General features: G+C 65.2%; 22 protein-coding genes and 3 tRNA genes. 20 read left to right on the top strand and 5 right to left on the bottom strand.

The genetic code is table 11. From position 1 onward, the window contains the following. Positions 1-536: 536 nt before the first annotated feature. Positions 537-2,036, top strand: coding sequence for an NAD(P)H-hydrate dehydratase (locus QW863_RS04420; RefSeq protein WP_315711528.1), 1,500 nt, complete (start codon positions 537-539; stop codon positions 2,034-2,036). A 177-nt stretch (positions 2,037-2,213) separates the two neighbouring features. On the opposite strand, the gene QW863_RS04415 is transcribed toward QW863_RS04420, so the two are convergent. Continuing rightward, a complete protein-coding gene (locus QW863_RS04415; RefSeq protein WP_315711529.1) occupies positions 2,214-3,296 on the bottom strand; it encodes an enolase C-terminal domain-like protein in 1,083 nt (360 codons plus the stop codon). 27 nt (positions 3,297-3,323) lie between these two features. Continuing rightward, the gene (locus QW863_RS04410; protein ID WP_315712600.1) at positions 3,324-4,628 is read right to left on the bottom strand and encodes a multicopper oxidase family protein; all 1,305 of its coding nucleotides are present in this window, start codon (positions 4,626-4,628) and stop codon (positions 3,324-3,326) included. Positions 4,629-4,802: 174 nt separating this feature from the next. On the opposite strand from QW863_RS04410, the gene QW863_RS04405 reads away from it, so the two are divergent. The 7 genes from QW863_RS04405 to QW863_RS04375 all read left to right on the top strand — a co-directional run bounded on the left by QW863_RS04405 (position 4,803) and on the right by QW863_RS04375 (position 12,900). Beyond that, positions 4,803-4,887 (top strand) — tRNA-Leu (locus QW863_RS04405). A gap of 172 nt (positions 4,888-5,059) precedes the next feature. Then, the gene (tig, locus tag QW863_RS04400; protein ID WP_315711530.1) at positions 5,060-6,418 is read left to right on the top strand and encodes a trigger factor; all 1,359 of its coding nucleotides are present in this window, start codon (positions 5,060-5,062) and stop codon (positions 6,416-6,418) included. Positions 6,419-6,716: 298 nt separating this feature from the next. After that, complete coding sequence (locus tag QW863_RS04395) at positions 6,717-7,349, top strand: ATP-dependent Clp protease proteolytic subunit (RefSeq protein ID WP_315711531.1); 633 nt, start codon at positions 6,717-6,719, stop codon at positions 7,347-7,349. Positions 7,350-7,793: 444 nt separating this feature from the next. Further along, positions 7,794-9,068 carry an ATP-dependent Clp protease ATP-binding subunit ClpX gene (clpX, locus tag QW863_RS04390; RefSeq protein ID WP_012044595.1) on the top strand — a complete coding sequence of 425 codons (1,275 nt, stop codon included), beginning with the start codon at positions 7,794-7,796 and terminating at the stop codon, positions 9,066-9,068. Between the two features lie 327 nt (positions 9,069-9,395). After that, positions 9,396-11,819 (top strand): endopeptidase La, encoded by a 2,424-nt coding sequence (gene lon / locus QW863_RS04385; RefSeq protein ID WP_315711533.1) that lies wholly within the window; start codon positions 9,396-9,398, stop codon positions 11,817-11,819. A gap of 185 nt (positions 11,820-12,004) precedes the next feature. Then, positions 12,005-12,081, top strand: a tRNA-Val gene (locus QW863_RS04380). Positions 12,082-12,414: 333 nt separating this feature from the next. Further along, positions 12,415-12,900: a cyclic nucleotide-binding domain-containing protein gene (locus QW863_RS04375; RefSeq protein WP_315711535.1), complete on the top strand. Its 486-nt coding sequence runs from the start codon at positions 12,415-12,417 to the stop codon at positions 12,898-12,900. Here QW863_RS04375 and QW863_RS04370 read toward each other — a convergent pair. Beyond that, complete coding sequence (locus QW863_RS04370; protein WP_315711536.1) at positions 12,839-13,666, bottom strand: metallophosphoesterase; 828 nt, start codon at positions 13,664-13,666, stop codon at positions 12,839-12,841. The genes QW863_RS04375 and QW863_RS04370 overlap by 62 nt on opposite strands. 206 nt (positions 13,667-13,872) lie before the next feature. Here QW863_RS04370 and QW863_RS04365 point away from each other — a divergent pair, with 206 nt between their 5' ends. After that, positions 13,873-14,427 carry a hypothetical protein gene (locus QW863_RS04365; protein ID WP_315711538.1) on the top strand — a complete coding sequence of 185 codons (555 nt, stop codon included), beginning with the start codon at positions 13,873-13,875 and terminating at the stop codon, positions 14,425-14,427. Positions 14,428-14,539: 112 nt separating this feature from the next. Next, positions 14,540-15,397, top strand: a complete 858-nt coding sequence (locus QW863_RS04360; protein WP_315711540.1) for a class I SAM-dependent methyltransferase — start codon at positions 14,540-14,542, stop codon at positions 15,395-15,397. A 17-nt stretch (positions 15,398-15,414) separates the two neighbouring features. Here the strand turns inward: QW863_RS04360 and pepT are convergent, their stop codons facing one another. Then, a complete protein-coding gene (pepT, locus tag QW863_RS04355; protein ID WP_315711541.1) occupies positions 15,415-16,671 on the bottom strand; it encodes a peptidase T in 1,257 nt (418 codons plus the stop codon). Positions 16,672-17,352: 681 nt separating this feature from the next. Here pepT and QW863_RS04350 point away from each other — a divergent pair. After that, a tRNA-Asp gene (locus tag QW863_RS04350) sits at positions 17,353-17,429 on the top strand. A gap of 194 nt (positions 17,430-17,623) precedes the next feature. On the opposite strand, the gene QW863_RS04345 is transcribed toward QW863_RS04350, so the two are convergent. After that, entirely contained in the window at positions 17,624-17,824 is a 201-nt protein-coding gene (locus QW863_RS04345; RefSeq protein ID WP_315711542.1) for a hypothetical protein, read from the bottom strand. A 589-nt stretch (positions 17,825-18,413) separates the two neighbouring features. On the opposite strand from QW863_RS04345, the gene QW863_RS04340 reads away from it, so the two are divergent. The 9 genes from QW863_RS04340 (at position 18,414) to nuoG (ending at position 26,503) form a co-directional block, all read left to right on the top strand. Beyond that, the gene (locus QW863_RS04340; protein WP_008964559.1) at positions 18,414-18,779 is read left to right on the top strand and encodes an NADH-quinone oxidoreductase subunit A; all 366 of its coding nucleotides are present in this window, start codon (positions 18,414-18,416) and stop codon (positions 18,777-18,779) included. Further along, the gene (locus QW863_RS04335; RefSeq protein ID WP_173424458.1) at positions 18,776-19,360 is read left to right on the top strand and encodes a NuoB/complex I 20 kDa subunit family protein; all 585 of its coding nucleotides are present in this window, start codon (positions 18,776-18,778) and stop codon (positions 19,358-19,360) included. Before QW863_RS04340 ends, QW863_RS04335 begins: the two co-directional genes overlap by 4 nt. 12 nt (positions 19,361-19,372) lie before the next feature. Further along, positions 19,373-19,978 (top strand): NADH-quinone oxidoreductase subunit C, encoded by a 606-nt coding sequence (locus QW863_RS04330; protein ID WP_315711544.1) that lies wholly within the window; start codon positions 19,373-19,375, stop codon positions 19,976-19,978. 14 nt (positions 19,979-19,992) lie between these two features. Further along, positions 19,993-21,189, top strand: coding sequence for an NADH-quinone oxidoreductase subunit D (locus QW863_RS04325; protein ID WP_315711546.1), 1,197 nt, complete (start codon positions 19,993-19,995; stop codon positions 21,187-21,189). Continuing rightward, positions 21,189-22,148, top strand: a complete 960-nt coding sequence (locus QW863_RS04320; RefSeq protein ID WP_315711548.1) for an FkbM family methyltransferase — start codon at positions 21,189-21,191, stop codon at positions 22,146-22,148. The genes QW863_RS04325 and QW863_RS04320 overlap by 1 nt, the downstream gene beginning before the upstream one ends. Before the next feature lie 14 nt (positions 22,149-22,162). Further along, positions 22,163-22,774 (top strand): NADH-quinone oxidoreductase subunit NuoE, encoded by a 612-nt coding sequence (gene nuoE / locus QW863_RS04315; protein WP_172109602.1) that lies wholly within the window; start codon positions 22,163-22,165, stop codon positions 22,772-22,774. Then, the gene (locus QW863_RS04310; RefSeq protein WP_315711550.1) at positions 22,771-22,986 is read left to right on the top strand and encodes a hypothetical protein; all 216 of its coding nucleotides are present in this window, start codon (positions 22,771-22,773) and stop codon (positions 22,984-22,986) included. The genes nuoE and QW863_RS04310 overlap by 4 nt, the downstream gene beginning before the upstream one ends. A gap of 22 nt (positions 22,987-23,008) precedes the next feature. After that, the gene (gene nuoF, locus QW863_RS04305) at positions 23,009-24,334 is read left to right on the top strand and encodes an NADH-quinone oxidoreductase subunit NuoF (protein WP_315711552.1); all 1,326 of its coding nucleotides are present in this window, start codon (positions 23,009-23,011) and stop codon (positions 24,332-24,334) included. A gap of 99 nt (positions 24,335-24,433) precedes the next feature. Continuing rightward, positions 24,434-26,503, top strand: a complete 2,070-nt coding sequence (gene nuoG / locus QW863_RS04300) for an NADH-quinone oxidoreductase subunit NuoG (RefSeq protein ID WP_315711555.1) — start codon at positions 24,434-24,436, stop codon at positions 26,501-26,503.

Below are 26,503 nucleotides of genomic sequence, written 5' to 3'. Positions count from 1 at the left end.
AGCGCCTCCCGGGCATTCCGCTATAAACAACATGTGGGTCATCGTCAGGCTGCGCCCACGCGCAAGTCGTTCGATCATTTCGTTACCGGGCCCAACACTCTCCGGCGGAGGCCCGGTGATTGATTGCCCGACTTGCCCCGTGCCGAAGTGGCTCCACAAAAGCAGGGTCTATGCCAAGTCGTTAACGGGCCCAAATGGAGCCGATATTCAGGCATTTCACCAGCACCCGACGATTCCCTCAAGGAACGTCTAGAATACCGGAGCCTTGAGATTAGGCAAACAGATCAAACATTGTGCAAGTCTTGACGGCGGAGCCGCGCGCTGTCCGAAATGCCCAGGGAAAAGGCGACGTGCCGGGTTTCGTCGCGTCTTGCCAGATGTGCAGCGCCCTTGGAAGTTGCGGGCTGGCGCGGCAATAGGGAGCGCGGGATTCGCCCGCACCGGCTCCGAGGGACGGGGCGCCGACGTCCGCTGCGAGGCGACGGGGACGACATCACGCAGCCGGCGCAGGACGGCGGCTGGGGACGAGAGCGGTAATGGACATCTTGACCACGAGCGAAATGGAGCGCGCCGACCGGCTGACCATCGCGGCCGGCACGCCGGGCTTTTCGCTGATGCTGAGCGCCGGACAGGCGGTGGCCGAGGCGGCCATGGACCTGGTCGAGACCGGGCCGATCGTGGTCGTGTGTGGGCCGGGCAACAATGGCGGCGACGGCTTCGTTGCCGCGGCCGAGCTCGCCGCGCAGGGCAGGGACGTGTCGGTCATCCTGATGTGCGAGCGCGACGCGCTGCACGGCGACGCGGCCTCCGCCGCCAAGGGCTGGAAGTTTCCGGTGCTGCCGTTCACGCCGCAGGCGATCGGCAAGCCGGCGCTGATCATCGACGCGCTGTTCGGCGCAGGTCTCAGCCGGCCCGTCACCGGCGAGCCCCATGACGTCATCGCAGCGATCAACGGCAATGGCGCGCCGGTGCTCGCCGTCGACCTGCCGAGCGGCATCAACGGCACCACGGCCGCGGTGATGGGCATCGCGGTCCGCGCCACCGAGACGGTGACCTTCTTCCGCAAGAAGCCGGCGCACCTGCTGCTGCCGGGCCGCCAGCATTGCGGGCGCGTCCGGCTCGCCGACATCGGCATCGATCCCCAGGTGCTCGCCGAGATCAGGCCGCAGGCCTTCGAGAACGATCCCGAGCTGTGGCAGGGCCATTTTCCGGTGCCACGCATCGACGGCCACAAATACGCCCGCGGGCACGTGCTGGCGATGTCCGGCGACGTCACCGCCACGGGCGCGGCGCGGATGGCCGCGCGGGCCGCATTGCGGGCGGGCGCCGGCCTGGTCACGCTGGCCTCGCCGCGCGATGCGCTGGCGGTCAATGCTGCGGCGCTGACGGCGGTGATGGTGCGCGCCGCTGACACCGCGATCGAGTTCGGCGAGCTGCTCGGCGACAAGCGCTACAACACCTGCATCATCGGACCCGGCACCGGCGTCAGCGAGCGCACGCGCGACCTCGTCTACACCGCGCTGACGGCGCAGCGTCATCTCGTGCTCGATGCCGACGCATTGACGAGCTTCGCCGATGCGCCGGAGCGGTTGTTCGAGCAGATCAGGGCGATGACCGAGGCGCAGATCGTGCTGACGCCGCACGAGGGCGAATTCCCGCGGCTGTTCTCGGATCTCAGCAACAAGCATCCCGGCCGCTCCAAGCTGGAGCGCGTCCGCGCGGCGGCCGCGCGCTGCGGCGCCGTGGTGCTGTTGAAGGGCGCCGACACGACGGTGGCCGCGCCCGACGGCCGCGCCGCGATCGCCGCCAACGCGCCGCCCTGGCTCGCCACCGCCGGCGCCGGCGACGTGCTCGCCGGCATCATCGCCGGCTTGCTGGCGCAGGGTGTGCCGGCGTTCGAGGCCGCCTGCATCGGCGTCTGGATGCATGGCGAGGCGGGCAACGAGGCGGGACCGGGGCTGATCGCGGAGGATCTGACGGAGACCTTGCCTGCGGTGTTCCGGCGGCTCTATGACCGGTTCGGCGTCGAGTATTGATTAGGGGCGAGTCGTCGCCTCAACCACGCTGTCATGCCCGCGAAGGCGGGCATCCAGTACGCCGCGGCCTATCGATTTAGCCACCGATGTCTCGGCGTACCGGATCGCCCGGTCGCGGGTACGGGTGATGACAGTTGAGGGTGAGGCGGCGACGGCGCGTCCTGCTCTTGGCTGTGCTCACGTCACCTGATATTTCGCCACCGCGCTCTCGTTCCAGGCGAGGCCGAGGCCGGGACCTTTGGCTGTCACCTTGCCATCCACCACCCGCAGCGGCTCGGCGAGAATGGCGCCGGCGAAGTCCAGCACCTCGAGCCAGTGCGCCGTCGGCGTCACTGCCAGCACATGGGCGCTCGCCTCGGGCAGGATGTGGCTCGACATCGGGATCGAGGCGGCGTCGGCTTGCCCCGCGACGTTGAGCCAGCCGGTGATGCCGCCGACCTTCATCAGGTCGGGCATGATGAAGTCGGAGGCGCCGGCGGCGATCGCCTCGGCAAAGCCGCGCGGAAACCACCAGTTTTCGCCGGCCTGGATCGGGATCTCCGAGCGCTCGCGCACCCGGGCATGGCCGGAGAGGTTTTCCTGCGGCACCGGCTCCTCGATCCAGGTCAGGTCGTAGGCGGCAAGGTTGGTAATTCGACGTGTCGCCTCAGCGGGATCGAGCGACTGGTTGAAGTCGAGCATCAGCGCCATGTCCGGGCCGAGCAGGGCGCGCAGGCCCTTGATCATCGCTTCGTCGGTCGCGAGATCGCCATGACCGCCCTTGGTCTTGATGGCGCGGAAGCCGTGCTCGTCGCGCGCGGCGCGCAAGGTGCGCTCGTCGTCCTTGGCATCGAGCACGCCATAGCTGTCATAGGCCGGAATCGGCCGCGCCGTGCCGCCGAGCAGCTCGACGACGGGCTTGCCCGCGAGCTGACCGAGCGCATCCCAGAACGCCATGTCGAGGCCCGAGACGGCCATGCCGACGAGGCCCTGCCAGCCGAGCAGGCGGAATTTGGCGTCCATGAGTTTCATCAGGTCGAACGGGACCAGGGCTTGGCCCTTGAGCTCTCGGCCGATCTCCTCGACCAGATGTAGCAGCGGTTTCAAGGCGAGCCTGGTGTAAGCGAACAGGTAGGAATGGCCGGTAACCCCCTGATCGGTTGCGACGTCGATCAGCACCAGCGGTCCGGAGTCGATGATCCCGAACGCGTTGCGCAGGGGGCGGTTCATGGGCGTGATCACGGCGCGCGCCGTGACCCCGGTGATGGCGGCAGTGGTCATGGGGACTGTTCCCTCAGGTTCGTTTCCTCACCTGATCTCATACCACCGCAGCAGCCGCGGCGCCGCCCAGTTGGTCGCCATGCTCTCGACCAGGAACCGGCCGGATTGCTCGGCAAGGAATGCAATGCGCTGGGTCTGGCCGGCCTCCAGCGCCAGCGTGTCGAGCCAATAGGGCTTCCAGCCGTCGTCGAGCCGGTCGAGCAGCCGAAACGGCTGGCCATGAAGGTGGACCACATGGGTGCCGGCGGTCTTGTTCGCCAATGCCAGCACGACCACTTGGCCGGCCTTGGCCTGGAAGGTGGGGGCGCCGGCGGCGTTGAACGCGGCGGGCGGTTGCCAGCCGGCGCCGTCGAGCGCGAGCTCGGCCCGAGCGGCGGTCCTCAGGTCCAGCTTGTCCGGCAACCCGTTCGACGGCAAAGGCGGCGCCGGCAGCAGTGGGGCGGCACGGAGCGGCGGCTCGCTCGACGCCACCAGCCGGGCGAGGGGACGCGGATTGCTGCCGTCGTGCAGCAGCACGGCCAGCACCGTCTTGGCGGCGGGCATATCGATGAAGACGTCGGTGCGGCCGCCGGGCGGCAGCGCCACCGCGCCATTTCGAGCCAGGAAAGGCTCGGCCGGCTGGCCGTCGATGGCCATCACGCGAACGGCGTCGAGGTCGGCGATTTTGATCGCGATCACAGCGCGTTGACAGCCGTTGATGAACCGCAGCCTGACTCGCTCATGGGTCCGCAGCGCGATCTCGGGCTGGACGTGCCCATTGACGGTGAAGATGAGCTCGGTGTCTTGCGCTTCGGTTCCTGGCGCAACCGCGGTGCCGTCCGCCTTGAGCCTGAAATCCTCGACCAGGAAAATTTCGTCGCGGTCGACAGTTACCGTCGCGGCCTCATCGACGATGACAGGCAGCGGGCGGATCGGCACGGCGTCGGCGAGCAGCCGCAGGTCGAGCAGGCCGGTCCCGGCGCGCGACGCCAGGGCTGGAATGGTGGCCCGGCCGCCGGGGCCGATCTCCGCCTGCGCCAGCAGCGGTGCGGGCAAAGCGAGGCCGCGGCTGGACAATGCGGCCGGGATCGAAAGGCCATTCGAAAGGTCAAGATCGAGCGCCGTGCCGCGGGCGAGCCGGACCACCGGGGCCGGTGCAGCCAGCCGCCAGAGCGGGCTGGCCGAGCGTCCCTGGGCCAGCACCAGAGATTCGCCGCGAGCGTTCAACGAAACCGAGATTCGGCCACCGGCCCGAGCCGAGCGGGTAAACGAGGCCGCGCCGGCTGCCGCAAGGCCGCCGAGCAGGGCGCGGCGGCTGAGCCCCTCCGACGGTTCCGTCATGCGACAAAACATCGTGCGATGAGGGGGATGCGGATCATGCTGTTTTCCCTTATCTGTGCGTGCGACACGGTCGATCGGCCTGCCGGTGGTGCTTTCGACAGCCCATTTTTTTGCTGCGGACGGTTTCGTGCGTGGTATAAGCCGCGCCGCCCGCGGCACCGCGGCCGGGCTATCGATGCAGTTCACGCGGGCGTGGCGGAACTGGTAGACGCGCTGGATTTAGGTTCCAGTGACGAAAGTTGTGGGGGTTCGAGTCCCTCCGCCCGCACCAAGCGCTTCTCCGGCGTTTGCCCCAAGTTTTACCGGCAGACCCGCTCTCTCGCACAGAGAAGCGGGGCCGCCGATCCCACCGGCGCAAAGCCTTTTGCTGCGCGTCGTCCACAATTGAGTCAGATGTGTCCGGATCGCAAGGGTTCGGACCGAAGCGGAAGAAGATTGACGCCATGCAGGTCACAGAAACCTTGTCGGAAGGCTTGAAGCACGAGTTCCAGATCAGCGTTCCGGCGGCGGATCTCGACGCCAAGGCGGACGCCAAGCTGGTCGATCTCAAGGACAAGGTCCGCATCAACGGCTTCCGCCCCGGCAAGGTGCCGGTCGCGCATCTGAAGAAGATCTATGGCAAGTCGGTCATGGCGGAGACCATCGACCAGACCATCCGCGACACCAACACGCAGATCTTCACCGAGCGCGGCTTCCGGCTCGCCACCGAGCCGAAGGTGACGATGCCGACGGAGGAGGCCGAGGTCGAGAAGATCCTCTCCGGCCAGTCGGACCTGACCTACACCGTGGCCGTCGAGGTCGTGCCGGCGATTGCGCTCGCCGACTTCAAGACCTTCTCGGTCGAGAAGCCGGTGGCCGACATCACCGATGCCGATGTCGACGAGGCGATCAAGCGCCTGGCCGATGCCAACCGCAGCTACGCGGCGAAGGCCGAGGGCGCGAAGGCCGCGAGCGGTGACCGCGTGAAGATCAACTTCAAGGGCACGATCGACGGCGTCGCCTTCGAGGGCGGCACGGGTGAGGGCATCGACGTCGTGATCGGCTCGAACACCTTCATTCCCGGCTTCGAGGACCAGCTGATCGGTATCGGCGTCGGCGAGACCCGCACGCTGAAGGTCACGTTCCCGACCAATTATCTCAACAACGAGCTGGCCGGGAAGGCGGCGGAGTTCGAAACCACCGCCACCGCCATCGAGGCGCCCGAAGACAAGGTGGTGGACGATGAGTTCGCCAAGACGCTCGGCCTCGAATCGCTCGACAAGCTGAAGCAGTTGATGCGCGATCGTCTCGCCGGCGAGTTCAGCCAGGCGACCCGCCAGCGCGTCAAGCGCGCGCTGCTCGACCGTCTCGACGAGACCCACAAGTTCGATGCGCCGCCGTCGCTGATCGACGAGGAGTTCAACCTGATGTGGAACTCGGTCAAGGCCGAGATGGATTCCAGCGGCAAGACCTTCGCCGACGAGAACACCACCGAGGACAAGGCGAAGGAGGAGTACCGCACCATCGCCGACCGCCGCGTGCGCCTCGGCCTCGTGCTGTCGGAGATCGGCGAGAAGAACAAGATCACCGTGACCGACGACGAGGTCAGCCGCGCCGTGATCGAGCGTGCGCGCTCGATGCCGGGCCGCGAGAAGGAGGTCTGGGACTTCTATCGCAGCAACCCGCAGGCGCTCGCGCAGCTGCGCGCGCCAATCTACGAGGACAAGGTCGTCGACTTCATCCTCGAACTCGCCAACGTGACCGAGAAGAAGGTCTCCAAGGACGAGCTGTTCAAGGACGACGACAGCGACAAGGCGGCCTGATCAGGCTGTCCATCGTAGGGTTCGCGACATAAGCGCGAGATTAAGGTTGACCGGCGAAAGCGCCGGTCGTCCAGGTTCCGGCGCTGGCCGCCGCCGCGGGAATCAGCTTGAACAGGGCAACGACCTCGCTTGCGGCGGGCCAGGGCACCCGGTCTTGTCACCGGCAAATTGGTCCATATCTGTGGGCTCGGTCTTGAAGTTCTGCATCACGGGACACCTGTCCGTCGCTGCTCGTTGAAATGAGCCTCACCTGCGGCGGCCGGTCGTCTCAACTGCTGGTCCAACCCTTGGGTGATTCATGCGCGATCCCGTCGAAACCTATATGAACCTTGTGCCTATGGTGGTCGAACAGACCAACCGCGGCGAGCGCGCCTACGACATCTTCTCGCGCCTCCTGAAGGAGCGCATCATCTTCGTGACCGGTCCGGTCGAGGACGGCATGGCGACCCTGATCGTCGCTCAGCTCCTGTTCCTCGAGGCCGAGAACCCGAAGAAGGAAATCGCGATGTACATCAACTCGCCCGGCGGCGTGGTGACGTCGGGCCTCGCGATCTACGACACGATGCAGTTCATCCGTCCGGCGGTGTCGACGCTGTGCACCGGCCAGGCGGCCTCGATGGGCTCGCTGCTGCTCTGTGCCGGCCACAAGGACATGCGCTTCTCGCTGCCGAACTCGCGCATCATGGTGCATCAGCCGTCCGGCGGGTTCCAGGGCCAGGCGACCGATATCATGCTGCACGCCCAGGAGATCCTGAACCTGAAGAAGCGGCTGAACGAGATCTACGTCAAGCACACCGGCCAGCCCTACAAGGCGATTGAGGACGCCCTGGAGCGCGACAAGTTCCTCACTGCGGAAGCCGCCCAGGAGTTCGGCCTGATCGACAAGGTCATCGACAAGCGGCCGGAAGATCCGGCGGCGATGGGCAAGTGAGCCACCAGTAAGCGACGCGGGGCCCGATGGACGGGCCTCGGGGATGTAACGGCGGCTCCTTTACCGGCTTCGGTCGGCAAAGGTGCTGAGGTAGGGTCCCAAAAGAGCCGCAACCTTGCCGTGCGGCCGGCAAATAGGCGTGGCAAACACGCAACGCTCCGCTGATTTCGCGTGTTATTGCCGTGTCAAGCCCCAAAATCACGGTAATGTCACGGTCTAGGGTCTGTGCTCCGATTAGCGAATTCTTGATAGTCGGATGACAGCATGATTGGCTAGAGTGTCGAGTTATGGATCGTGGGGGATTCGCGTAGGTCGTGGGTGCACGACAGGTGAAGAACAAGGTGTTAATTTTGGTACGAAATTTGCTCTTTCACCAGTCTGGTCCGGCCCGTGCCGGATCGGGACGAACGAGCGGACAAGAGCGAACCGCGGACGGAGACAGGAATGAGTAAGGTCGGCACGAGCGACTCGAAGAACACGCTATATTGCTCGTTCTGCGGCAAGAGCCAGCACGAAGTCCGCAAACTGATCGCAGGTCCAACCGTCTTCATCTGCGACGAGTGCGTCGAACTCTGCATGGACATCATCCGCGAGGAGAACAAGTCCTCGCTGGTCAAGTCGCGCGACGGGATTCCGACCCCGAAGGAGATCTGCAAGGTCCTGGACGATTACGTCATCGGCCAGAACCATGCAAAGAAGGTGCTCTCGGTCGCCGTCCACAACCACTACAAGCGGCTGAATCACCAGACCAAGCACTCGGACGTCGAACTCGCGAAGTCGAACATCCTGCTGATCGGTCCGACCGGCTCGGGCAAGACGCTGCTCGCCCAGACGCTCGCCCGCATCCTGGACGTGCCGTTCACGATGGCGGATGCGACGACCCTGACCGAGGCCGGCTATGTCGGTGAGGACGTCGAGAATATCATCCTGAAGCTGTTGCAGGCGGCCGACTACAATGTCGAGCGCGCGCAGCGTGGCATTGTCTACATCGACGAGATCGACAAGATCAGTCGCAAGTCGGACAATCCCTCGATCACCCGCGACGTGTCGGGCGAGGGCGTCCAGCAGGCGCTGCTCAAGATCATGGAGGGTACGGTTGCGTCGGTTCCGCCGCAGGGCGGCCGCAAGCATCCGCAGCAGGAGTTCCTGCAGGTCGACACCACCAACATCCTGTTCATCTGCGGTGGTGCGTTCTCCGGCCTCGAGAAGATCATCTCGGCGCGCGGCCGGTCGACCTCGATCGGCTTCGCCGCCCAGGTTCTGGCGCCGGAGGACCGCCGCACCGGCGAGATCTTCCGTCACGTCGAGCCTGAGGATCTCCTGAAGTACGGCCTGATCCCCGAGTTCGTCGGGCGTCTGCCGGTCGTTGCGACGCTCGAGGACCTCGACGAGAACTCGCTGAAGAAGATCCTGACCGAGCCCAAGAACGCGCTGGTGAAGCAGTATCAGCGGCTGTTCGAGATGGAGAACATCGAGCTCACCTTCGCCGACGAGGCGCTGGGCGCGGTGGCGCGAAAGGCCATCGAGCGCAAGACCGGCGCGCGTGGTCTGCGGTCGATCCTCGAGAGCATCCTGCTCGAGACGATGTTCGACCTGCCGGGTCTCGAGGGTGTCGAGGAAGTGGTCATCTCGCGCGAGGTGGTCGAGGGCACCGCCCGCCCGCTGTACATTTACGCCGATCGCTCCGATCGCGCGGTGGAAAGCAGCGCCAGCGCGTGAGGCGCGCTGGTACGAGCGACAGAAGACCTCGATTTATTAGATCGGCGATCGCCGCGGACGTCATGTTCGCGGCATCGCAGCGTTTCAGCGTCCCGCCGCGTAAAGCCATTTTTGGCGGGTGTTTACCGATACTTGACACCCCCCGGGTCGATAGCCACCTAATGTCGCGTGGCGATACAAATCTCAATCCCGGGATTCGCCTCAACAACGATCCGAAACAAGCGGGCGATATCGACGCGTCAGTGATGTCCGGATCAGATCGCACCTTGTGGCGGTTGCGCACGATGGCGGACTGCGTGCAAGGGGGCTAAACAAAAGGAACAGGCCATGACGACCCCCAAACCCCGGCCGACCATCGTTTACGGCGAGAGCCACGCCTATCCGGTTCTGCCGCTCCGCGACATCGTCGTCTTCCCGCACAACATCGTTCCGCTGTTCGTCGGCCGCGAGAAATCCATCCGCGCCCTCGAAGAGGTGATGAAGAACGACGCGCTGGTGATGCTCGCGACGCAGAAGAACGCGTCCGACGACGATCCAGCTCCGGATGCGATCTACGAGACCGGGACGCTCGCCAGCGTGCTGCAACTCCTGAAGCTGCCCGACGGCACCGTGAAGGTGCTGGTCGAGGGCCTGGAGCGCGCGCGCGTCGAGAAATACACCGATCGTGCCGACTACTACGAAGCCACTGCCGTTGCGCTCGAGGACACCGACGCCAAGTCGGTCGAAGCCGAGGCACTCGGGCGCTCCGTTGTGTCGGATTTCGAGAGCTATGTGAAGCTGAACAAGAAGATCTCTGCAGAGGTCGTCGGCGTCGTTCAGTCGATCACCGATTTCGGTAAGCTGGCCGACACCGTCGCCTCGCATCTCGCCGTCAAGATCGCCGATCGCCAGGGCATCCTGGAGACGCTGTCCGTCACCACGCGCCTGGAGAAGGTGCTGGGCCTGATGGAGAGCGAGATCTCGGTGTTGCAGGTCGAGAAGCGCATCCGCTCGCGTGTCAAGCGCCAGATGGAGAAGACCCAGCGCGAGTACTACCTGAATGAGCAGATGAAGGCCATTCAGAAGGAGCTGGGCGACGAGGACGGCCGCGACGAGCTCGCCGATCTGGAAGAGCGCATCAACAAGACCAAGCTCTCCAAGGAAGCGCGCGAGAAGGCCCAGCACGAGCTGAAGAAGCTGCGCCAGATGTCGCCGATGTCCGCGGAAGCGACCGTCGTGCGCAACTATCTGGATTGGCTGCTGTCGATCCCGTGGAACAAGAAGTCCAAGGTGAAGAAGGATCTGGAGGCCGCGCAGGCGGTTCTGGATGCGGATCACTATGGGCTGGAGAAGGTCAAGGACCGTATCGTCGAGTACCTGGCGGTGCAGTCGCGCGCCAACAAGCTGACCGGCCCGATCCTGTGCCTGGTCGGACCTCCCGGCGTCGGCAAGACCTCGCTCGGCAAGTCGATCGCGAAGGCCACCGGCCGCGAGTTCGTTCGCGTGTCGCTGGGTGGCGTGCGCGACGAGGCGGAGATCCGCGGTCATCGCCGGACCTATATCGGCTCGATGCCCGGCAAGATCATCCAGTCGATGCGTAAGGCCAAGACCTCGAACCCGCTGTTCCTCTTGGACGAGATCGACAAGATGGGCTCGGACTTCCGGGGTGACCCGTCGTCGGCGCTGCTGGAGGTTCTGGACCCCGAGCAGAACACGACGTTCAACGACCACTATCTGGAGGTCGACTACGACCTGTCGAACGTGATGTTCATCACGACCGCGAATACGCTGAATATTCCCGGACCGCTGATGGACCGCATGGAGATCATCCGCATCGCGGGCTACACCGAGACCGAAAAGCTCGAGATCGCCCGCAAGCACCTGATCCCCAGCGCGATCTCCAAGCACGGACTGGACTCGAAGGAGTGGTCGATCGACGACGACGCATTGCTGCTCGTGATCCGGCGCTACACCCGCGAAGCGGGCGTACGTAATCTGGAGCGTGAGATTTCCACACTGGCCCGCAAGGCCGTGAAGGAGCTCATGATGTCCAAGAAGAAGTCGGTGAAGATCACCGAGAAGACCGTCGAGGAATTCTTGGGTGTTCCGAAGTTCCGCTTCGGTGAGATCGAGAGCGACGATCAGATCGGGATCGTCACGGGTCTGGCATGGACCGATGTCGGCGGTGAGCTGCTCACCATTGAAGGCGTCATGATGCCCGGCAAGGGCAAGATGACGGTGACGGGCAATCTGCGCGACGTCATGAAGGAGTCGATCTCGGCGGCGGCGTCCTACGTCCGCTCGCGGGCGATCGTCTACGGCATCGAGCCGCCGATGTTCGACCGCCGCGACATCCACGTCCACGTTCCGGAGGGGGCGACCCCGAAGGACGGTCCGTCGGCGGGCGTCGCGATGGCAACCGCAATCATCTCGGTCATGACGGGCATTCCGATCCGTCACGACGTCGCGATGACCGGCGAGATCACCTTGCGTGGTCGCGTGCTGCCGATCGGCGGTCTGAAGGAGAAGCTCCTGGCCGCGGCCCGCGGCGGCATCAAGACGGTGCTGATCCCCGAGGACAACGCCAAGGATCTCACGGAGATTTCCGATGCGATCAAGGGCGGCATGGAGATCATCCCGGTCTCCCGTCTCGACGACGTCGTCGCCCGGGCCCTGGTCCGCAAGCCGGTGCCGATCGTCTGGGAAGAGGACACCAAGGTCCCGGTGAAGGCCGATGGCGACGAAGCCGCCGGCGGCCTGACCGCCCACTGAGGTCCGAACTGATCCAAGGAAACGGCGCCCCCACGGGCGCCGTTTTCGTTTGGGGGATCGAGCCACTGACTCTTCGAGCGTGCGTGGTCTGCCCCCACCGTTCCCGCTGCGGCGGTTTCTCGCTGCCGCCGCGTGGTTCCGGCGTTGATTGAGGATCGGGCAGGGGGTAAAGAAGCGCGACGTGAGGGCGGCTAGCTCAGCTGGTTAGAGCATCTCGTTTACACCGAGAGGGTCGGGAGTTCGAATCTCTCGCCGCCTACCATTAGCATCCGCTGGGACGCACCCTCGCAATGGTGACGCTGCTATTGTGGTGCGTCGATTTTCCAAGCTGATGGCGATACTCTCCAGAAGCGCGTTTGTGCGTCGGGTTTCATCGATCTGCTGCTCTCCAAGCTGAGCCACCTTGCCATCGAGCCTCGGCGGCTGAGCCAAACCCACGTCCCGATCACGATGATGGCGCCGCCGAGTGCTCAATTCGGACAGGGGTTTAAAATCCTTTGCGACAGCTGGTGCGAAGCGCCCGGACGATTTCGCGTGGCGATGAACCGTTCTTCGGCTAGCTTGGCGCGCGGAGTGAAACATCGCGGGCGAACCGATGACCGACTTCCTGCGCCACTGCACCGGCGGACATGAGCGCGCCATTCCAGCGGGCACCATGCTGCTCGAGGAGGGGCACAGCACTGGGCATCTCTACATCCTGCTCGACGGAGAGCTGGAGGTGATCAAGGCCGGCGCCACGGTGGCGGTCGTGTCGGAGCCGGGCGCGCTGTTCGGCGAGATGTCGCTCCTGCTGGAGCAGCCGCACACGGCGACCGTGCGGGCGCTCGTCGATTGCCGGATCTACGAGATCCCGGATGCGCCACGCTTCCTCAGTGAAAATCCCGAGGCGACGCTCGCGATTGCGCGCATGCTTGCGCAGCGCCTCAACGTCGCCAACAGCTATCTCGCCGACCTGAAGCGGCAATATGCCGGCCATGGCACCCATCTTTCGATGGTCGGCGAGGTGCTGCAGAGCATGATCAACCTGCCGCCGCAGCAGGTTTCGCCAGGAACGGATCTGGAATCCGATCCACGACTCTGAGCCAGTCCGGCGCCGCCGTCACGGGCTGCGCCGGGCGTTGCAGGGGGCCGGCGAGATCGATCCATTCGGCTTGCCCCGCCGCCAACCAGAAGGCGCGCCCTTCGTCGGTGTCGAGCACCATGTAGGTCGGCGGTCGCCCGGGTTGCCGCCCGGTGTTGAAGACCCAAGTCTCACCGACGCGATCGAACCAGGACCCATCCGTGATGAAGGGCGACTGGTGGACGTGGCCGGAGATCACCATCGCCGGGCGGTGCCGCGCGATGAAGCCTTCGGGCTCGGTGTCGCCGAAGAAGCGCTTGCCGCCCCAGCTCACCGGCGAGTTGGCCGGCGGCGCATGATGCACCCAGATCCAGCGGGCTGTGTCGCGCGTCGCGGCGGCATCGAGCTGGCTTGCGATGGCGGCCTTGACGATGGGGCCGTCCCACCACGGGCAAACCGAGAACAGCGTGTCGCCGATCAGAAGGTCATCGCCGTCGGCTGCGATGCCGAGCTCGCGGACCGTCCTGATCCAGGCCGCGATCTTCTCGCCATCCGGGTTGCGCTCCTCCAGGTCATGATTGCCCGAGCAGATCATGACCCGCGTCTTGGCCGCCAGGAGCGCGAGATATGTCTTCACGACCACGATCTGGGCGCGAATGTCGACGATCGAGGCGAGATCGAGCGCATCGCCGGCGAACACCACCGCATCAAAATGATCGGCAGCCGCCACCAGCCAGTCGAACTGCGGCAGCGAGTAATGAAGATCGGCAACGATGAGAGTGCGCATGTGGCTCCTGACGCGCCTGATCGAAGCAAGAGCGAGACCAGACCCGGCGACACCAGAGGCTGTCCCGCTATTGCATTGCGCTACGGCGCTCGCCAGCAGGTCCGCGTGCATCTATCGATCCCTCACCCGCGGCGGTATGATTGGGCCGTTGTTCAGCCGCAGCTGCCAATTGCGAGTGTCCCATGTCTCGTCGTCCGCGACCGCCAATGACTGTTTCCTTCGTCCGCACCGGAGAGCGCCGCTACGCGGTGCGCGCGATGCTCGGTGATGGACGCACCCTCGAAATGAGCCCGGCGCCTGGCTTCGATCCCTGGATGCCGCATGATCTGCAACACTTCATCGTCGAAAAGCATCTCGGGATTGACGGCGCCGTATTCGGGCGGCTCGCGGCCGGCGGCACGGCCGGGACCTTTCATTTGGTCCCGCATGCGACCTCGTCCCGCGAGGCCGCGCGGCTGCGTCGCAGGCATGAGACCAGGGACCAGCGCCTGATGCCGGAACGCAGCGAGGACTATGCCCGCTCCGAGCGCGCTACATATGTGTGCTGGCAGGACTGGCTGCAGCAGGCTGACGATCCGGCGCTGCGGGCGCGCGGGGCCGAGATGGCACCGTCGGCGCGCAGCCTGCTGGACGGGATGTCAGCGGAGGAGCGCGCGGCCTACACGCCGGCGCGGCGCGACGCCATCCGACAGGAGTTCGCGCGTCTGAGCCGACGTTGGAGCGCTCTCGCCATCGGCGAAAGTCTCTCCGAACCGTGGTGAGGACCGGCCCATTTTCTTCCTCAAGCGCATCGCGGCCTCGTGCCTTGACAGGACAGGCGGCTGCATGCGCCATGCCGGCTCTTGCGATGACCTCAATCAGACAGGGCACATCATGCAATTGCCGGCAGGGGACGACCGCAACGCCGACCAGATCGCCTATTGGAACGGGCCCGGCGGCCAGCGCTGGTCCGATCGCCAGGAGGCCCAGGACATCCTGCTCGCGCCGGTGTCGCAGATCCTGATCGAGCGTATCGCCGCGAAGCCGGGTGATCGCATTCTCGACATCGGCTGCGGCTGTGGTGGTTTGTCGATCGCACTGGCCGGGCAGGTGGCGCCCGGCGGCTCCGTTCTCGGCGTCGACATCTCCGCACCGATGCTCGAGCGGGCGCGCGCGGTGGCGCCGGCCGGGCTTCCCGCCGAGTTCGTGCTGGCCGACGCGACCGTGTATCCGTTCGCGCCGGCGAGCTTCGATCTGCTGGTGTCGCGGTTCGGGGTGATGTTCTTTGCCGATCCGGTGGCGTCGTTCGCCAACATCCGCCGCGCGCTGAAGCCGAGCGGCCGGGTCGTGTTCGCCTGCTGGCGCGAGCCGAAGGCCAATCCCTGGATGATCGCGCCGCTGCAGGCGGTCTATCGTCACGTCCCGAAGCTGCCGGAGATGGCGCCGGAGGATCCTGGCCCGTTCGCCTTCGCATCCGAAGCGCGAGTGGCGCGGATCCTCGGCGAGGCCGGCTTCAGCGACGTCGCGCTGGAGGCGCATGCGCTGTCACTCGACATCGCCCGCGGGCAGGGTCTCGAGGCGGCAGTGGAGTCGGCGTTCGAAATCGGCCCCGCCAGCCGCGCGCTGGAGGGGCATCCCCAGGAGACGCGCGAGGCGGCGCGGCAGTCGGTCCGCGAGCTGCTGACGCAGTATGTACGCGGCGACAGCGTGACGCTCGCCGGCTCGATCTGGCTGGTGACGGCGCGCGTCTGACGCGCGCCGGACGGCGCTCAGGATCGCTCTTCCCAGATCATCGCCAGATGGACGATGGTCTGCGCCGCCTTCTCCATGTCCTGGACGCTGACCCATTCGAGACGCGAGTGGAAGGCATGCTCGCCGGCAAAGATGTTGGGGCAGGGCAGGCCCATGAACGACAGCCGCGAACCGTCGGTGCCGCCGCGGATCGATGTCCTGACCGGCGTCAGGCCGGCGCGGCGGATCGCCTCCTCGGCATAGGTCACGATCTCCGGATGCAGATCGATGACCTCCTTCATGTTGCGGTATTGCTGCCGAACCTCCATCCGATAGCTCGAGCGCGGATAGTCCTTCAGGACATCCCTGACGATGTCCTCGAGCAGCGCTTCCTTCTGCCGCAGGCCCTGCTCGCTGAAATCGCGCACGATGAAGTCGAGTCGCGCCTGTTCGAGCGCGCCGGAGATCCCGACCGGATGCAGGAAGCCTTCCTTGCCCTCCGTCGTCTCCGGCGAGCAGCCATCCTTCGGGAGCCGATCGACGATTGCGGACGCGATCTTGATCGCGTGCTCCATCTTGCCCTTGGCAAAGCCGGGATGGGCGCTGACGCCGTTGATGAGGATGGTGGCGCCGTCGGCGGCAAAGGTCTCGTCCTCGATGTTGCCGGCGGTTTCGCCATCCATCGTGTAGCCGAAGTCGGCGCCGAGCTTCTTCAGGTCGACCCGGTCGACGCCACGGCCGATCTCCTCGTCCGGCGTGAACAGGATCTTGATGGTGCCATGCTTGATCTGCGGATTGCTGATCAGGAACTGCGCCGCGTCCATGATCTCGGCGATGCCGGCTTTGTTATCGGCCCCGAGCAGGGTGGTGCCGTCGGTGGTGACGATGTCGTTGCCGATCTGGTCCTTCAATGCAGGATGCTCAGCCGCACGGATGATCTGGCTCGGGTCCCCCGGCAGCACGATGTCGCCGCCCTGGTAGTTGCGCACGATCTGCGGCTTCACGTTGGCCCCGGAGCAATCGGGCGACGTGTCCATGTGCGAGCAGAAGCAGATCACCGGCACGGCCTTGTCGGTGGTGGCGGGGATGGTCGCATAGACGTAGCCATGGTCGTCCAGGTGGGCGTCCGAGAGGCCCATTGCCTGCAGCTCGGCTGCGAGCATCCGGCCGAGATTCTTCTGTTTGAGCGTCGAAGGACAGGTCGGCGACGTCGGGTCCGACTGGGTGTCGATCGCGGCGTAGCGGAGCAGGCGCTCGGTGACGGAGTGGGTGTAGCTGCGAAGCGGGTCGGACATGGGCACCAAGAGAGAGAGAGGGAGACGTTACTGGAGGTATCAGTATACTAATATATCAGTTATTGCATGCCAGATACCAGGGGGTGGCAGGCTATCAAGGGTTTCCGCTCTGATCAAAGATCGTCCGCCAGCTCCCGTGCGGAATACGGCGGGTCGCGGGCCGGCGTTGATCAGCACCGCCTCGCCGACAGCAGGATTGCGCACTCCGGCGCGCGCCACCTGCAGGATACCGACTCCGGCGATTCGAAGCTCATCTTCCTCGCACCGGTGGCGGGCGATTCGTGGGCAGCGTCCGCGAGGATTCTCCTCTCACTCGCTTCCTGGTCAGCAAGTGCGCCTCGGTGGGGACCGCGGCCGGAAATTTCAATGCCCGGTCGGAAGCATGCGCGGTCGGACTTGGCGCCCATTTTGCCATATCCGGCCTGCGACGTCGTCGCGAAGCGACCGCCAGCGCCGCCGCCGCGGGGCGGGGTTGCTGCGGTCCGGAAGGAGAGACGCGGGACAGGTCGATCTGGCCCATCATCGTGCGGCGACTAACGTCGGCTGCCTGGGCCCAGCCAAGGAGATCGGGCGTCCTGCATTGCTCCCCCATCAAGGACTTCGCACAGCTGTCGGTTCATTGTCCTTGACTTCGAAACATCGCCCCTTTAAGTCGCACTCCTCCGCGGATTTCGCGATCACGCGGGAGTAGCTCAGTTGGTTAGAGCGCCGGCCTGTCACGCCGGAGGTCGCGGGTTCGAGCCCCGTCTCTCGCGCCATGTTTTCAATGGCTTAGCTTTTGATGTGATCTGTCCGCTGGCGCAATCAGCGCCGCCGCGCGATCCCCTCCCGTCTACGACCTGGCGCTCCGCCGGACTGCAAGTGCTCCGTCGCCGATTTTCCGATCGGGCATGAAAAAGGCCACCCGGCGGGTGGCCTGCGATTGCTGTCAGATGGCAGCGGAGCAGTGGCCTCAGCGGACGACCATCGAGTCGCTGGAACTCGTCATGGTCACCGGCTTGCCTGCCTTCACGACGTGCGATGCCGTCTGGCTGTAGTCGACGTTGGCGCGGGTCGCGATGCCGAAAGCGGTCACCGCGATGCCGGCGACCAGGGCAACGACGACGATCTTCAGATGGGTCGATCGGTCTGCGGAATGCAGCGAGTGGTTCATGTCAGCCTCCCGGCGTCTCAGAGCGCCACTTTGTTGCCTGGACATGTACCCCCGCTTTGTTTCGATCCCGTTTCTTCGTTTCCTCAAAATGGTTTCATCGGTTGCAGCCGACGCGGCGGCAATCGGGAGTATGCGGCCGGGGCTAACAGCGCGCGGCGGTGCCGGTATCGACGGCGGCCGTGGATGATCTTGATCCGGCGGCCCTTCGTGACCATCTCCCGCGGTAACGGAAGCCTATCGGGTGACGGTCCCGTCGCCTCGTTTGGATCTCCCGATCGAGCGCTGATCCGCATCCGTCTCCGACCAGCCAGCCTGCGCACACCGGCGTGCGTCCTCGCGATTGCTGATCGCCTCAGCGTCCTGCGTTGGACCGTGCGGCACCGTAATGCTGCGGGTCTGCAATGCGGCTCCTGCACGCGTCATCCGCGGCGCCGTTGCTCGGTGTGTCCGGGTTTCCGCAATGTGGGGAGGGATGACACCGGCGAGACGGCTTGTCTTGCGCGGCTTGGTGCGCTGCGCTAAGGCTTCGACCAATTCCAATGCAACGAGTCTGCGGTTTGCACCGAAACCGCAGAGGAAAGTGGCGCCGATGACCGGCATCCTTCAGAACTATCTCCCCCTCGTCGTTTTCATAGGTGTCGCAGCCATCATCGGGGTGGTGCTGCTGATCGCGCCGTTCCTGGTCGCCTACCAGCAGCCCGATCCCGAGAAGCTCTCCGCGTACGAGTGCGGCTTCAATGCGTTCGACGACGCCCGCATGAAGTTCGACGTCCGCTTCTATCTGGTTGCCATCCTTTTCATCATCTTCGACCTCGAAGTCGCCTTCCTGTTCCCCTGGGCAGTCGCATTCGGCAAGCTCGGCGCGGCCGGCTTCTGGTCGATGCTGGTGTTCCTGGCCGTGTTGACGGTCGGGTTTGCCTACGAATGGAAGAAAGGCGCGCTTGAATGGGATTGAGCCCGACCACGTCCTCGACCGGGCCGGCGATCGCTCCGGCCCCGAAGGGCATTCTCGATCCCGCGACCGGCAGGCCGATCGGTGCCAACGACCCGTATTTCCTCGAGGTCAGGCACGAACTGTCGGACAAGGGATTCTTCGTCGCCACCGCTGACGATCTCATCACCTGGGCCCGCACCGGCTCGCTGATGTGGATGACGTTCGGCCTGGCCTGCTGCGCCGTCGAGATGATGCAGGTCTCGATGCCGCGCTACGACGTCGAGCGGTTCGGCTTCGCGCCGCGCGCCTCGCCGCGCCAGTCCGACGTGATGATCGTCGCCGGCACGCTGACCAACAAGATGGCGCCGGCGCTGCGCAAGGTCTACGACCAGATGCCGGAGCCGCGCTACGTCATCTCGATGGGGTCGTGCGCCAATGGCGGCGGCTACTATCACTATTCCTATTCGGTGGTCCGCGGCTGCGATCGCATCGTTCCCATTGACATCTACGTGCCCGGCTGTCCGCCGACCGCCGAAGCGCTGCTGTACGGTGTGCTGCTGCTGCAGAAGAAGATCCGGCGCACCGGCACCATCGAACGCTGAAGGTTTTTCGTTATGGACGACGGCAGGCTCGACACCCTTGGGCAGACGATCGTAAGCGCGCTCCCGGGCGCCGCGATCGGCCATACGGTCGCTTTCAATCAGCTCACGGTGAACGTGGAGCCCGCCCGGATCGTCGAGGTCGTGACACATCTGCGCGACGATCCGGCTCTCCGCTTCGTCAACATCACCGACATCACGGCGGTCGACTATCCTGAGCGCGCCAAGCGTTTCGATGTTGTCTATCACTTCCTGTCACCGACGCTGAACGCGCGCATCCGGCTGAAGGCCGAGGCCGACGAGACGACGCAGGTGCCGTCGCTGATCGATGTCTTTCCGGGCGCCGATTGGTTCGAGCGTGAGGCCTACGACCTCTACGGCGTGATCTTCGTCGGCCACCCGGACATGCGCCGCCTGCTGACGGATTACGGATTCGACGGCCATCCGCTGCGCAAGGACTTCCCGACGACGGGGTTCGTCGAGGTGCGCTACGACGATCAGGAGAAGCGGGTCATCTACGAGCCGGTGCGGCTCAACCAGGAATTCCGCAAGTTCGATTTCCTGTCGCCCTGGGAAGGTGCGGACTATCCGCTGCCGGGCGATGAGAAGGCGACGAAGTGAGTGGGAGCGCGAGCATGAACGAGCAGAGCCCGGCACTCCGCAACTTCACGATCAATTTCGGTCCGCAGCATCCGGCGGCCCACGGCGTGCTGCGCCTGGTGCTGGAGCTGGACGGCGAGGTGGTCGAGCGCGTCGATCCGCATATCGGCCTGCTGCATCGCGGCACCGAGAAGCTGATCGAGACCAAGACCTACATGCAGGCGATGCCCTATTTCGATCGGCTTGACTACGTCGCGCCGATGAATCAGGAGCATGCCTTCTGCCTCGCCGCCGAACGCCTGCTCGGCATCGAGGTTCCGCGCCGCGGCCAGCTGATCCGCGTGCTCTACTCCGAGATCGGACGGCTGCTGTCGCATCTGCTCAACGTCACCACCCAGGCGATGGACGTCGGCGCGCTGACGCCGCCGCTGTGGGGCTTCGAGGAGCGCGAGAAGCTGATGGTGTTCTATGAGCGCGCCTCCGGCTCGCGCATGCACGCCAACTACTTCCGCATCGGTGGCGTCCACCAGGACCTGCCGCCGAAGCTGATCGACGACATCGACGCATTCTGCGATCCGTTCCTGAAGGTGGTCGACGATCTCGACCGGCTCCTCACCGGCAACCGCATCTTCAAGCAGCGTAACGTCGACATCGGCGTCGTGACCCTGAAGCAGGCCTGGGAGTGGGGCTTCTCCGGCGTGATGGTGCGCGGCTCGGGCGCGGCCTGGGACCTGCGCAAGTCGCAGCCCTACGACGTCTATGCCGAGATGGAGTTCGACGTTCCGATCGGCAAGAACGGCGACTGCTACGACCGCTATCTGATCCGCATGGAAGAGATGCGCCAGTCGGTGCGTATCATGAAGCAGTGCATCCAAAAGCTGCGAGCACCGGACGGGCAGGGCCCGGTGATGATCACCGACAACAAGATCGCTCCGCCGCGCCGTGGCGAGATGAAGCGCTCGATGGAAGCGCTGATCCACCACTTCAAACTCTACACCGAGGGCGTGCACGTGCCGGCAGGCGAGATCTATGCGGCCGTCGAGGCGCCGAAGGGTGAGTTCGGCGTCTATCTCGTCGCCGACGGCACCAACAAGCCGTACAAGTGCAAGATCCGCGCTCCGGGCTTCGCGCATCTACAGGCGATGGATTTCATCTGCCGCGGCCATCTGCTCGCCGACGTCTCGGCCATTCTCGGCTCGCTCGACATCGTGTTCGGAGAGGTGGACCGCTGATGGGCCATGCGCCGATCCAGTTCGATCGTGCTTCCGGAGCGCTCGAAGGAGCGAACCTCTGGGAGCGCACGGCTGCATTGGCGCTGTCGACCGGCTCGAAGATTTCCTCGCATTTCTCGCATCGCGGCTACAACCGCTGTGCCAATCTGCTGCGGCTGGCGCTGCCCGAACGCGACATCGCGGTGAAGCTCAACCCGGACGCCGTGTTCGAGTTTCCCTATGGCGACGGCTATTGGAGCAAGCTGCTCAACCGCGACTATCACTATGAGGACGAACTCGAGTTCCTGTTTCTCGGCACTGTCGATGTCGACTACACCTTCATCGACGGCGGGGCCAATTACGGCTACTGGTCGGTGCTGGTGTCGAGCACGCCCTACGGCGCGCACAAGGCGATCGCGATCGAGCCGTCCTCGGCGAACTTCGCCAAGCTCGCGAACAATGCGCAGATCAACGGCGGCCGCTTCGAAGTGATGAAGTGCGCCATCGGCGAACGCCGCGGCGTCGCGCATCTCACCGGTACCAAGCACGAGGCCTTCAGTATCGCCGGCGACAACGCCGGCGGCGAGCAGGTGCCGGTGATGGCGCTCGACGATCTGATCGACGACGGCAAGGTCGCCGCTTCCGGCAAGTACCTGATCAAGCTCGACGTCGAGGGCGTCGAGATCGAGGCGATCAAGGGCGGGGCGCGGCTGCTCGCGACCGACAGCATGATCCTGTGCGAGGAGCACGGCCAGGATCGCAACCATACGGTCTCGCGCTACATCCTCGATCAGACGCCGATGCAACTGATGGTCTACGACCCCGCAAGCGGCCGCCTTGAGACCGTGACAGAGCTGTCGATCCTCGACCGGATCAAGGCGTCCGCCCACGTCGGCTATAACGTGTTCGGAACTGCAAGTGCCTTCTGGCAGAATCGCGTCGCAGCGCTCAATGCAAGTGCCGCGCGCCGCATGCAATGAAAGATTGAAGAGCCATGTCCGTCCGCCGTCTTGCCCCGAAGGAAGTCCAGCCCGCGAGCTTTGCGTTCACGGACGAGAACCTTGCCTTCGCCAAAGCGCAGATCGCGAAATATCCGGAAGGCCGCCAGGCCTCGGCCGTGATCGCGATCCTGTGGCGCGCGCAGGAGCAGAACGAGGGCTGGGTGTCGGAGGCGGCCATCCGCGTCGTCGCCGACATGCTCGGCATGCCCTACATCCGCGTGCTCGAAGTCGCGACCTTCTACACGATGTTCCAGCTGCAGCCGGTCGGCAAGAAGGCGCATGTGCAGGTGTGCGGCACCACGCCGTGCCGTCTGCGCGGCGCCGAAGAACTGATCGAGGTCTGCAAGCATCGCATCCATCACGATCCCTTCCACCTGTCGAAGGACGGCGACTTCAGCTGGGAAGAGGTCGAGTGCCTGGGCGCCTGCGTGAACGCGCCGATGGTGCAGGTCTGGAAGGACACCTATGAGGACCTGACGCCGGAGAGCTTCGGCAAGGTGCTCGACGGCTTCGCGACCGGCAACCTGCCGACGCCGGGTCCGCAGAATGGCCGCCAGTTCTCGGCGCCGGCGGGCGGGCCGACCACGCTGAAGGAGAAGACATGAGCCGCAATCGCACCCGCGTTGCGGCCCTGACCGAAGAGGGCGCCGCAATGAAGAACTGGCGCTACGTGGCACTGCATACGCTCGCAGCCGCCGCTTTCATTTTCGTGCTGCAGCGGTTCGCGCTCAATGCGACGCTGGAGTCCAGTCTGCTGTGGGCCTTGGTGTTCGGCGGCTGCGCCGCCTTCATCGCCACCATGCAGTCGAACCGCTGACACCCGAGGAAGCCGTCTGATCATGCTCGACGACAAGGACCGCATCTTCACCAACCTCTATGGCCTGCATGATTGGGGCCTCGAAGGCGCACGCCGGCGCGGCAGCTGGGATGGCACCAAGGCGCTGATCGAAAAAGGTCGCGACTGGATCATCAACGAGATGAAGGCTTCCGGCCTGCGCGGCCGCGGCGGCGCCGGCTTCCCGACCGGCTTGAAATGGTCGTTCATGCCGAAGGAATCGACCGACGGTCGGCCGAGCTACCTCGTGGTCAACGCCGACGAGTCCGAGCCCGGCACCTGCAAGGATCGCGAGATCATGCGGCACGATCCGCATCATCTCGTCGAGGGCTGCCTGCTGGCCAGCTTCGCGATGAACGCGCATGCCTGCTACATCTATGTGCGCGGCGAGTTCATCCGCGAGCGCGAGCGGCTGCAGGCGGCGATCGATCAGGCCTATGAGGCCAACCTGATCGGCAAGAACAACATCCATGGCTGGCCGTTCGATCTCTATGTCGCGCATGGCGCCGGCGCCTATATCTGCGGCGAGGAGACCGCGCTGCTGGAGAGCCTCGAAGGCAAAAAGGGCCAGCCGCGGCTGAAGCCGCCTTTCCCAGCGAACGTCGGCCTCTATGGCTGCCCGACCACCGTCAACAACGTCGAGTCGATCGCGGTGGCGCCGACCATCCTGCGCCGCGGCGCCGCGTGGTTTGCCGGCATCGGCCGTCCGAACAATGTCGGCACAAAACTGTTCTGCATCTCCGGTCACGTCGAGCGGCCTTGCAACGTCGAAGAGGCGATGGGCATCCCGTTCCGCGAGCTGATCGAGAAGCATTGCGGCGGCATCCGTGGCGGCTGGGACAATCTGAAGGCGGTCATCCCCGGCGGCTCGTCCGTGCGCATGGTGCCGGCCGAGCAGATCATCGATACGCCGATGGATTTCGACAGCCTGTCGAAGCTGCGCTCCGGCCTCGGCACCGCGGCCGTGATCGTGATGGACAAGTCGACCGACCTGATCCGGGCGATCGCGCGCATTTCCTACTTCTACAAGCATGAGAGCTGCGGCCAGTGTACGCCGTGCCGCGAGGGCACCGGCTGGATGTGGCGCGTGCTGACGCGCATGGCCGAGGGCCGGGCGCACAAGCGCGAGATCGACATGCTGCTCGAAGTCACCAAGCAGATCGAGGGCCACACGATCTGCGCGCTGGGCGACGCGGCAGCTTGGCCGATCCAGGGGCTGATCACGCATTTCCGTCACGAGATCGAGGCGCGCATTGACCAGTATTCGCACAAGGCCGATGTCGACGACGTGGGCGTGCGCGATCCCGCGCACATGGTAGCGGCGGAGTAGGTGATGGCGGCCCGGTTCGCCAGCAACGTTTTCCCCGCGCTCGCGCCCTCACGGTGCGCAGCGGCGCGGTGGTCCGTGGTTTGAGAGAGATGTGAGGCAATGACCAAGATCATCATCGATGGCAAAGAGATCGATGTGCCGCCGGAGTACACGCTGTTGCAGGCGTGCGAGGCGGCGGGCGCCGAGATCCCGCGCTTCTGCTATCATGAGCGGCTGTCGATCGCCGGCAACTGCCGGATGTGCCTCGTCGAGGTGAAGGGCGGACCGAAACCGGTCGCGAGCTGCGCCTGGGGCGTGCGCGACTGCCGGCCGGGCCCGAAGGGCGAGCCGCCGGAGATCTCGACGCGGTCGCCGATGGTCAAGAAGGCGCGCGAAGGCGTGATGGAATTCCTTCTGATCAACCATCCGCTGGACTGCCCGATCTGCGACCAGGGCGGCGAGTGTGACCTGCAGGACCAGGCGATGGGCTATGGTGTGGACACCAGCCGCTTCGCCGAGAACAAGCGCGCCGTCGAGGACAAGTATCTCGGCGCATTGGTCAAGACCTCGATGAACCGCTGCATCCAGTGCACGCGTTGCGTCCGCTTCTCGGCGGAAGTCTGCGGCGTGCCGGAAATGGGCGCGATCGGCCGTGGCGAGGACATGGAGATCACGACGTATCTCGAGCAGGCGCTGAGTTCGGAGCTGCAGGGCAATCTGGTCGACATCTGCCCGGTCGGTGCGCTGACCTCGAAGCCCTACGCTTTCGCCGCACGCCCCTGGGAGCTCGGCAAGACGCAGTCGATCGACGTCATGGATGGCGTGGGCTCGGCGATCCGTGTCGACACCCGCGGCCGCGAGGTGATGCGCATCCTGCCGCGCATCAACGATGCCGTGAACGAGGAGTGGATCTCCGACAAGACCCGCCATGTCGTCGACGGCCTGCGCACGCAGCGGCTCGATCGTCCCTACGTTCGCGAGGATGGCAAGCTGCGCGCCGCCTCCTGGCCGGAGGCGTTCAAGGCGATTGCCACCAAGCTGTCGCGCATCGACGGCAAGCGCATCGGCGCGATCGCCGGCGATCTCGCCGCGGTCGAAGAGATGTTCGCGCTCAAGGATCTGCTCGCCAAGCTCGGCTCGACCAACGTCGCGGTGCAAGGCGGTGACAGCTTCGATGCCAAGCTCGGCCGTGCGTCCTATCTGTTCAATCCGACCATCGCGGGTATCGAGCAGGCCGACGCGATCCTGATCATTGGCGCCAATCCGCGCAAGGAAGCGGCCGTGCTCAACGCCCGCATCCGCAAGCGCTGGCGCTCGGGCCAGCTCAAGGTCGGCGTGGTCGGTCCCAAGGCCGACCTGACCTATGCCTATGAGCACATCGGCGCGGGCACGGACTCGCTGAGCGACGTCGCCGCCGGCAAGCACTCGTTTGCGACCACCTTCCGCAACGCCAAGAACCCGATCGTGCTGGTCGGTGCCGGCGCCGCGGCGCGCCACGATGGCGGCGCGATCCTGTCGCTGGCCGCCAAGATCGCGATGGACGTCAACGCCGTGCGCGACGACTGGAACGGCTTTGCCGTGCTGCACGACACCGCCTCGCGGGTCGGCGCCCTCGACATCGGCTTCAACGGCACCGGCCTCACGGCTGCGCAGATGACGACGTTCGGCACCATGGACGTGATGTTCCTGCTCGGCGCCGACGAGGTCGATGTGCCCGAGGGCGTTTTCGTCGTCTACATCGGTACCCATGGCGACCGCGGTGCCCATCGTGCCGATGTCATCCTGCCGGGGGCTGCCTACACCGAGAAGTCCGGGCTCTACGTCAACACCGAGGGCCGGGTGCAGATGACGGGCCGGGCGTCATTCCCGCCGGGCGAGGCACGCGAGGACTGGGCGATCATCCGGGCGCTGTCCGACGTGCTCGGCAGGAAGCTCGGCTACGACTCGCTGGCCGCGCTGCGCGTTGCGATCATCAAGGCCGTGCCGCATCTTGGCCGCGTCGACCAGATCGAGGCGGGCAAGATCGCCGACATCAAGACCCTGGCTGGCAAGGGCGGCAACCTCGAGAAGGCACCGTTCAAGCCGCTGATCGACGACTTCTATCTCACCAATCCGATCGCGCGCGCATCGGCGGTCATGGCGGAATGTTCCCGTCTGGCTTCCGGGCAGATGCTGACGGCAGCGGAGTGA

This window comes from Bradyrhizobium sp. SZCCHNR1017 (assembly GCF_032381375.1).
Classification (GTDB): domain Bacteria; phylum Pseudomonadota; class Alphaproteobacteria; order Rhizobiales; family Xanthobacteraceae; genus Bradyrhizobium.
This window is presented reverse-complemented; position numbering and strand designations above follow the sequence as displayed.

Bases quoted from the DNA above. Each gene is read 5' to 3' on its own strand.
- QW863_RS04420 (WP_315711528.1), top strand. From the start codon at position 537: ATGGACATCTTGACCACGAGCGAAATGGAGCGCGCCGACCGGCTGACC.
- QW863_RS04415 (WP_315711529.1), bottom strand. From the start codon at position 3,296: ATGACCACTGCCGCCATCACCGGGGTCACGGCGCGCGCCGTGATCACG.
- QW863_RS04410 (WP_315712600.1), bottom strand. From the start codon at position 4,628: ATGTTTTGTCGCATGACGGAACCGTCGGAGGGGCTCAGCCGCCGCGCC.
- tig (WP_315711530.1), top strand. From the start codon at position 5,060: ATGCAGGTCACAGAAACCTTGTCGGAAGGCTTGAAGCACGAGTTCCAG.
- QW863_RS04395 (WP_315711531.1), top strand. From the start codon at position 6,717: ATGCGCGATCCCGTCGAAACCTATATGAACCTTGTGCCTATGGTGGTC.
- clpX (WP_012044595.1), top strand. From the start codon at position 7,794: ATGAGTAAGGTCGGCACGAGCGACTCGAAGAACACGCTATATTGCTCG.
- lon (WP_315711533.1), top strand. From the start codon at position 9,396: ATGACGACCCCCAAACCCCGGCCGACCATCGTTTACGGCGAGAGCCAC.
- QW863_RS04375 (WP_315711535.1), top strand. From the start codon at position 12,415: ATGACCGACTTCCTGCGCCACTGCACCGGCGGACATGAGCGCGCCATT.
- QW863_RS04370 (WP_315711536.1), bottom strand. From the start codon at position 13,666: ATGCGCACTCTCATCGTTGCCGATCTTCATTACTCGCTGCCGCAGTTC.
- QW863_RS04365 (WP_315711538.1), top strand. From the start codon at position 13,873: ATGACTGTTTCCTTCGTCCGCACCGGAGAGCGCCGCTACGCGGTGCGC.
- QW863_RS04360 (WP_315711540.1), top strand. From the start codon at position 14,540: ATGCAATTGCCGGCAGGGGACGACCGCAACGCCGACCAGATCGCCTAT.
- pepT (WP_315711541.1), bottom strand. From the start codon at position 16,671: ATGTCCGACCCGCTTCGCAGCTACACCCACTCCGTCACCGAGCGCCTG.
- QW863_RS04345 (WP_315711542.1), bottom strand. From the start codon at position 17,824: ATGAACCACTCGCTGCATTCCGCAGACCGATCGACCCATCTGAAGATC.
- QW863_RS04340 (WP_008964559.1), top strand. From the start codon at position 18,414: ATGACCGGCATCCTTCAGAACTATCTCCCCCTCGTCGTTTTCATAGGT.
- QW863_RS04330 (WP_315711544.1), top strand. From the start codon at position 19,373: ATGGACGACGGCAGGCTCGACACCCTTGGGCAGACGATCGTAAGCGCG.
- QW863_RS04325 (WP_315711546.1), top strand. From the start codon at position 19,993: ATGAACGAGCAGAGCCCGGCACTCCGCAACTTCACGATCAATTTCGGT.
- QW863_RS04320 (WP_315711548.1), top strand. From the start codon at position 21,189: ATGGGCCATGCGCCGATCCAGTTCGATCGTGCTTCCGGAGCGCTCGAA.
- nuoE (WP_172109602.1), top strand. From the start codon at position 22,163: ATGTCCGTCCGCCGTCTTGCCCCGAAGGAAGTCCAGCCCGCGAGCTTT.
- QW863_RS04310 (WP_315711550.1), top strand. From the start codon at position 22,771: ATGAGCCGCAATCGCACCCGCGTTGCGGCCCTGACCGAAGAGGGCGCC.
- nuoF (WP_315711552.1), top strand. From the start codon at position 23,009: ATGCTCGACGACAAGGACCGCATCTTCACCAACCTCTATGGCCTGCAT.
- nuoG (WP_315711555.1), top strand. From the start codon at position 24,434: ATGACCAAGATCATCATCGATGGCAAAGAGATCGATGTGCCGCCGGAG.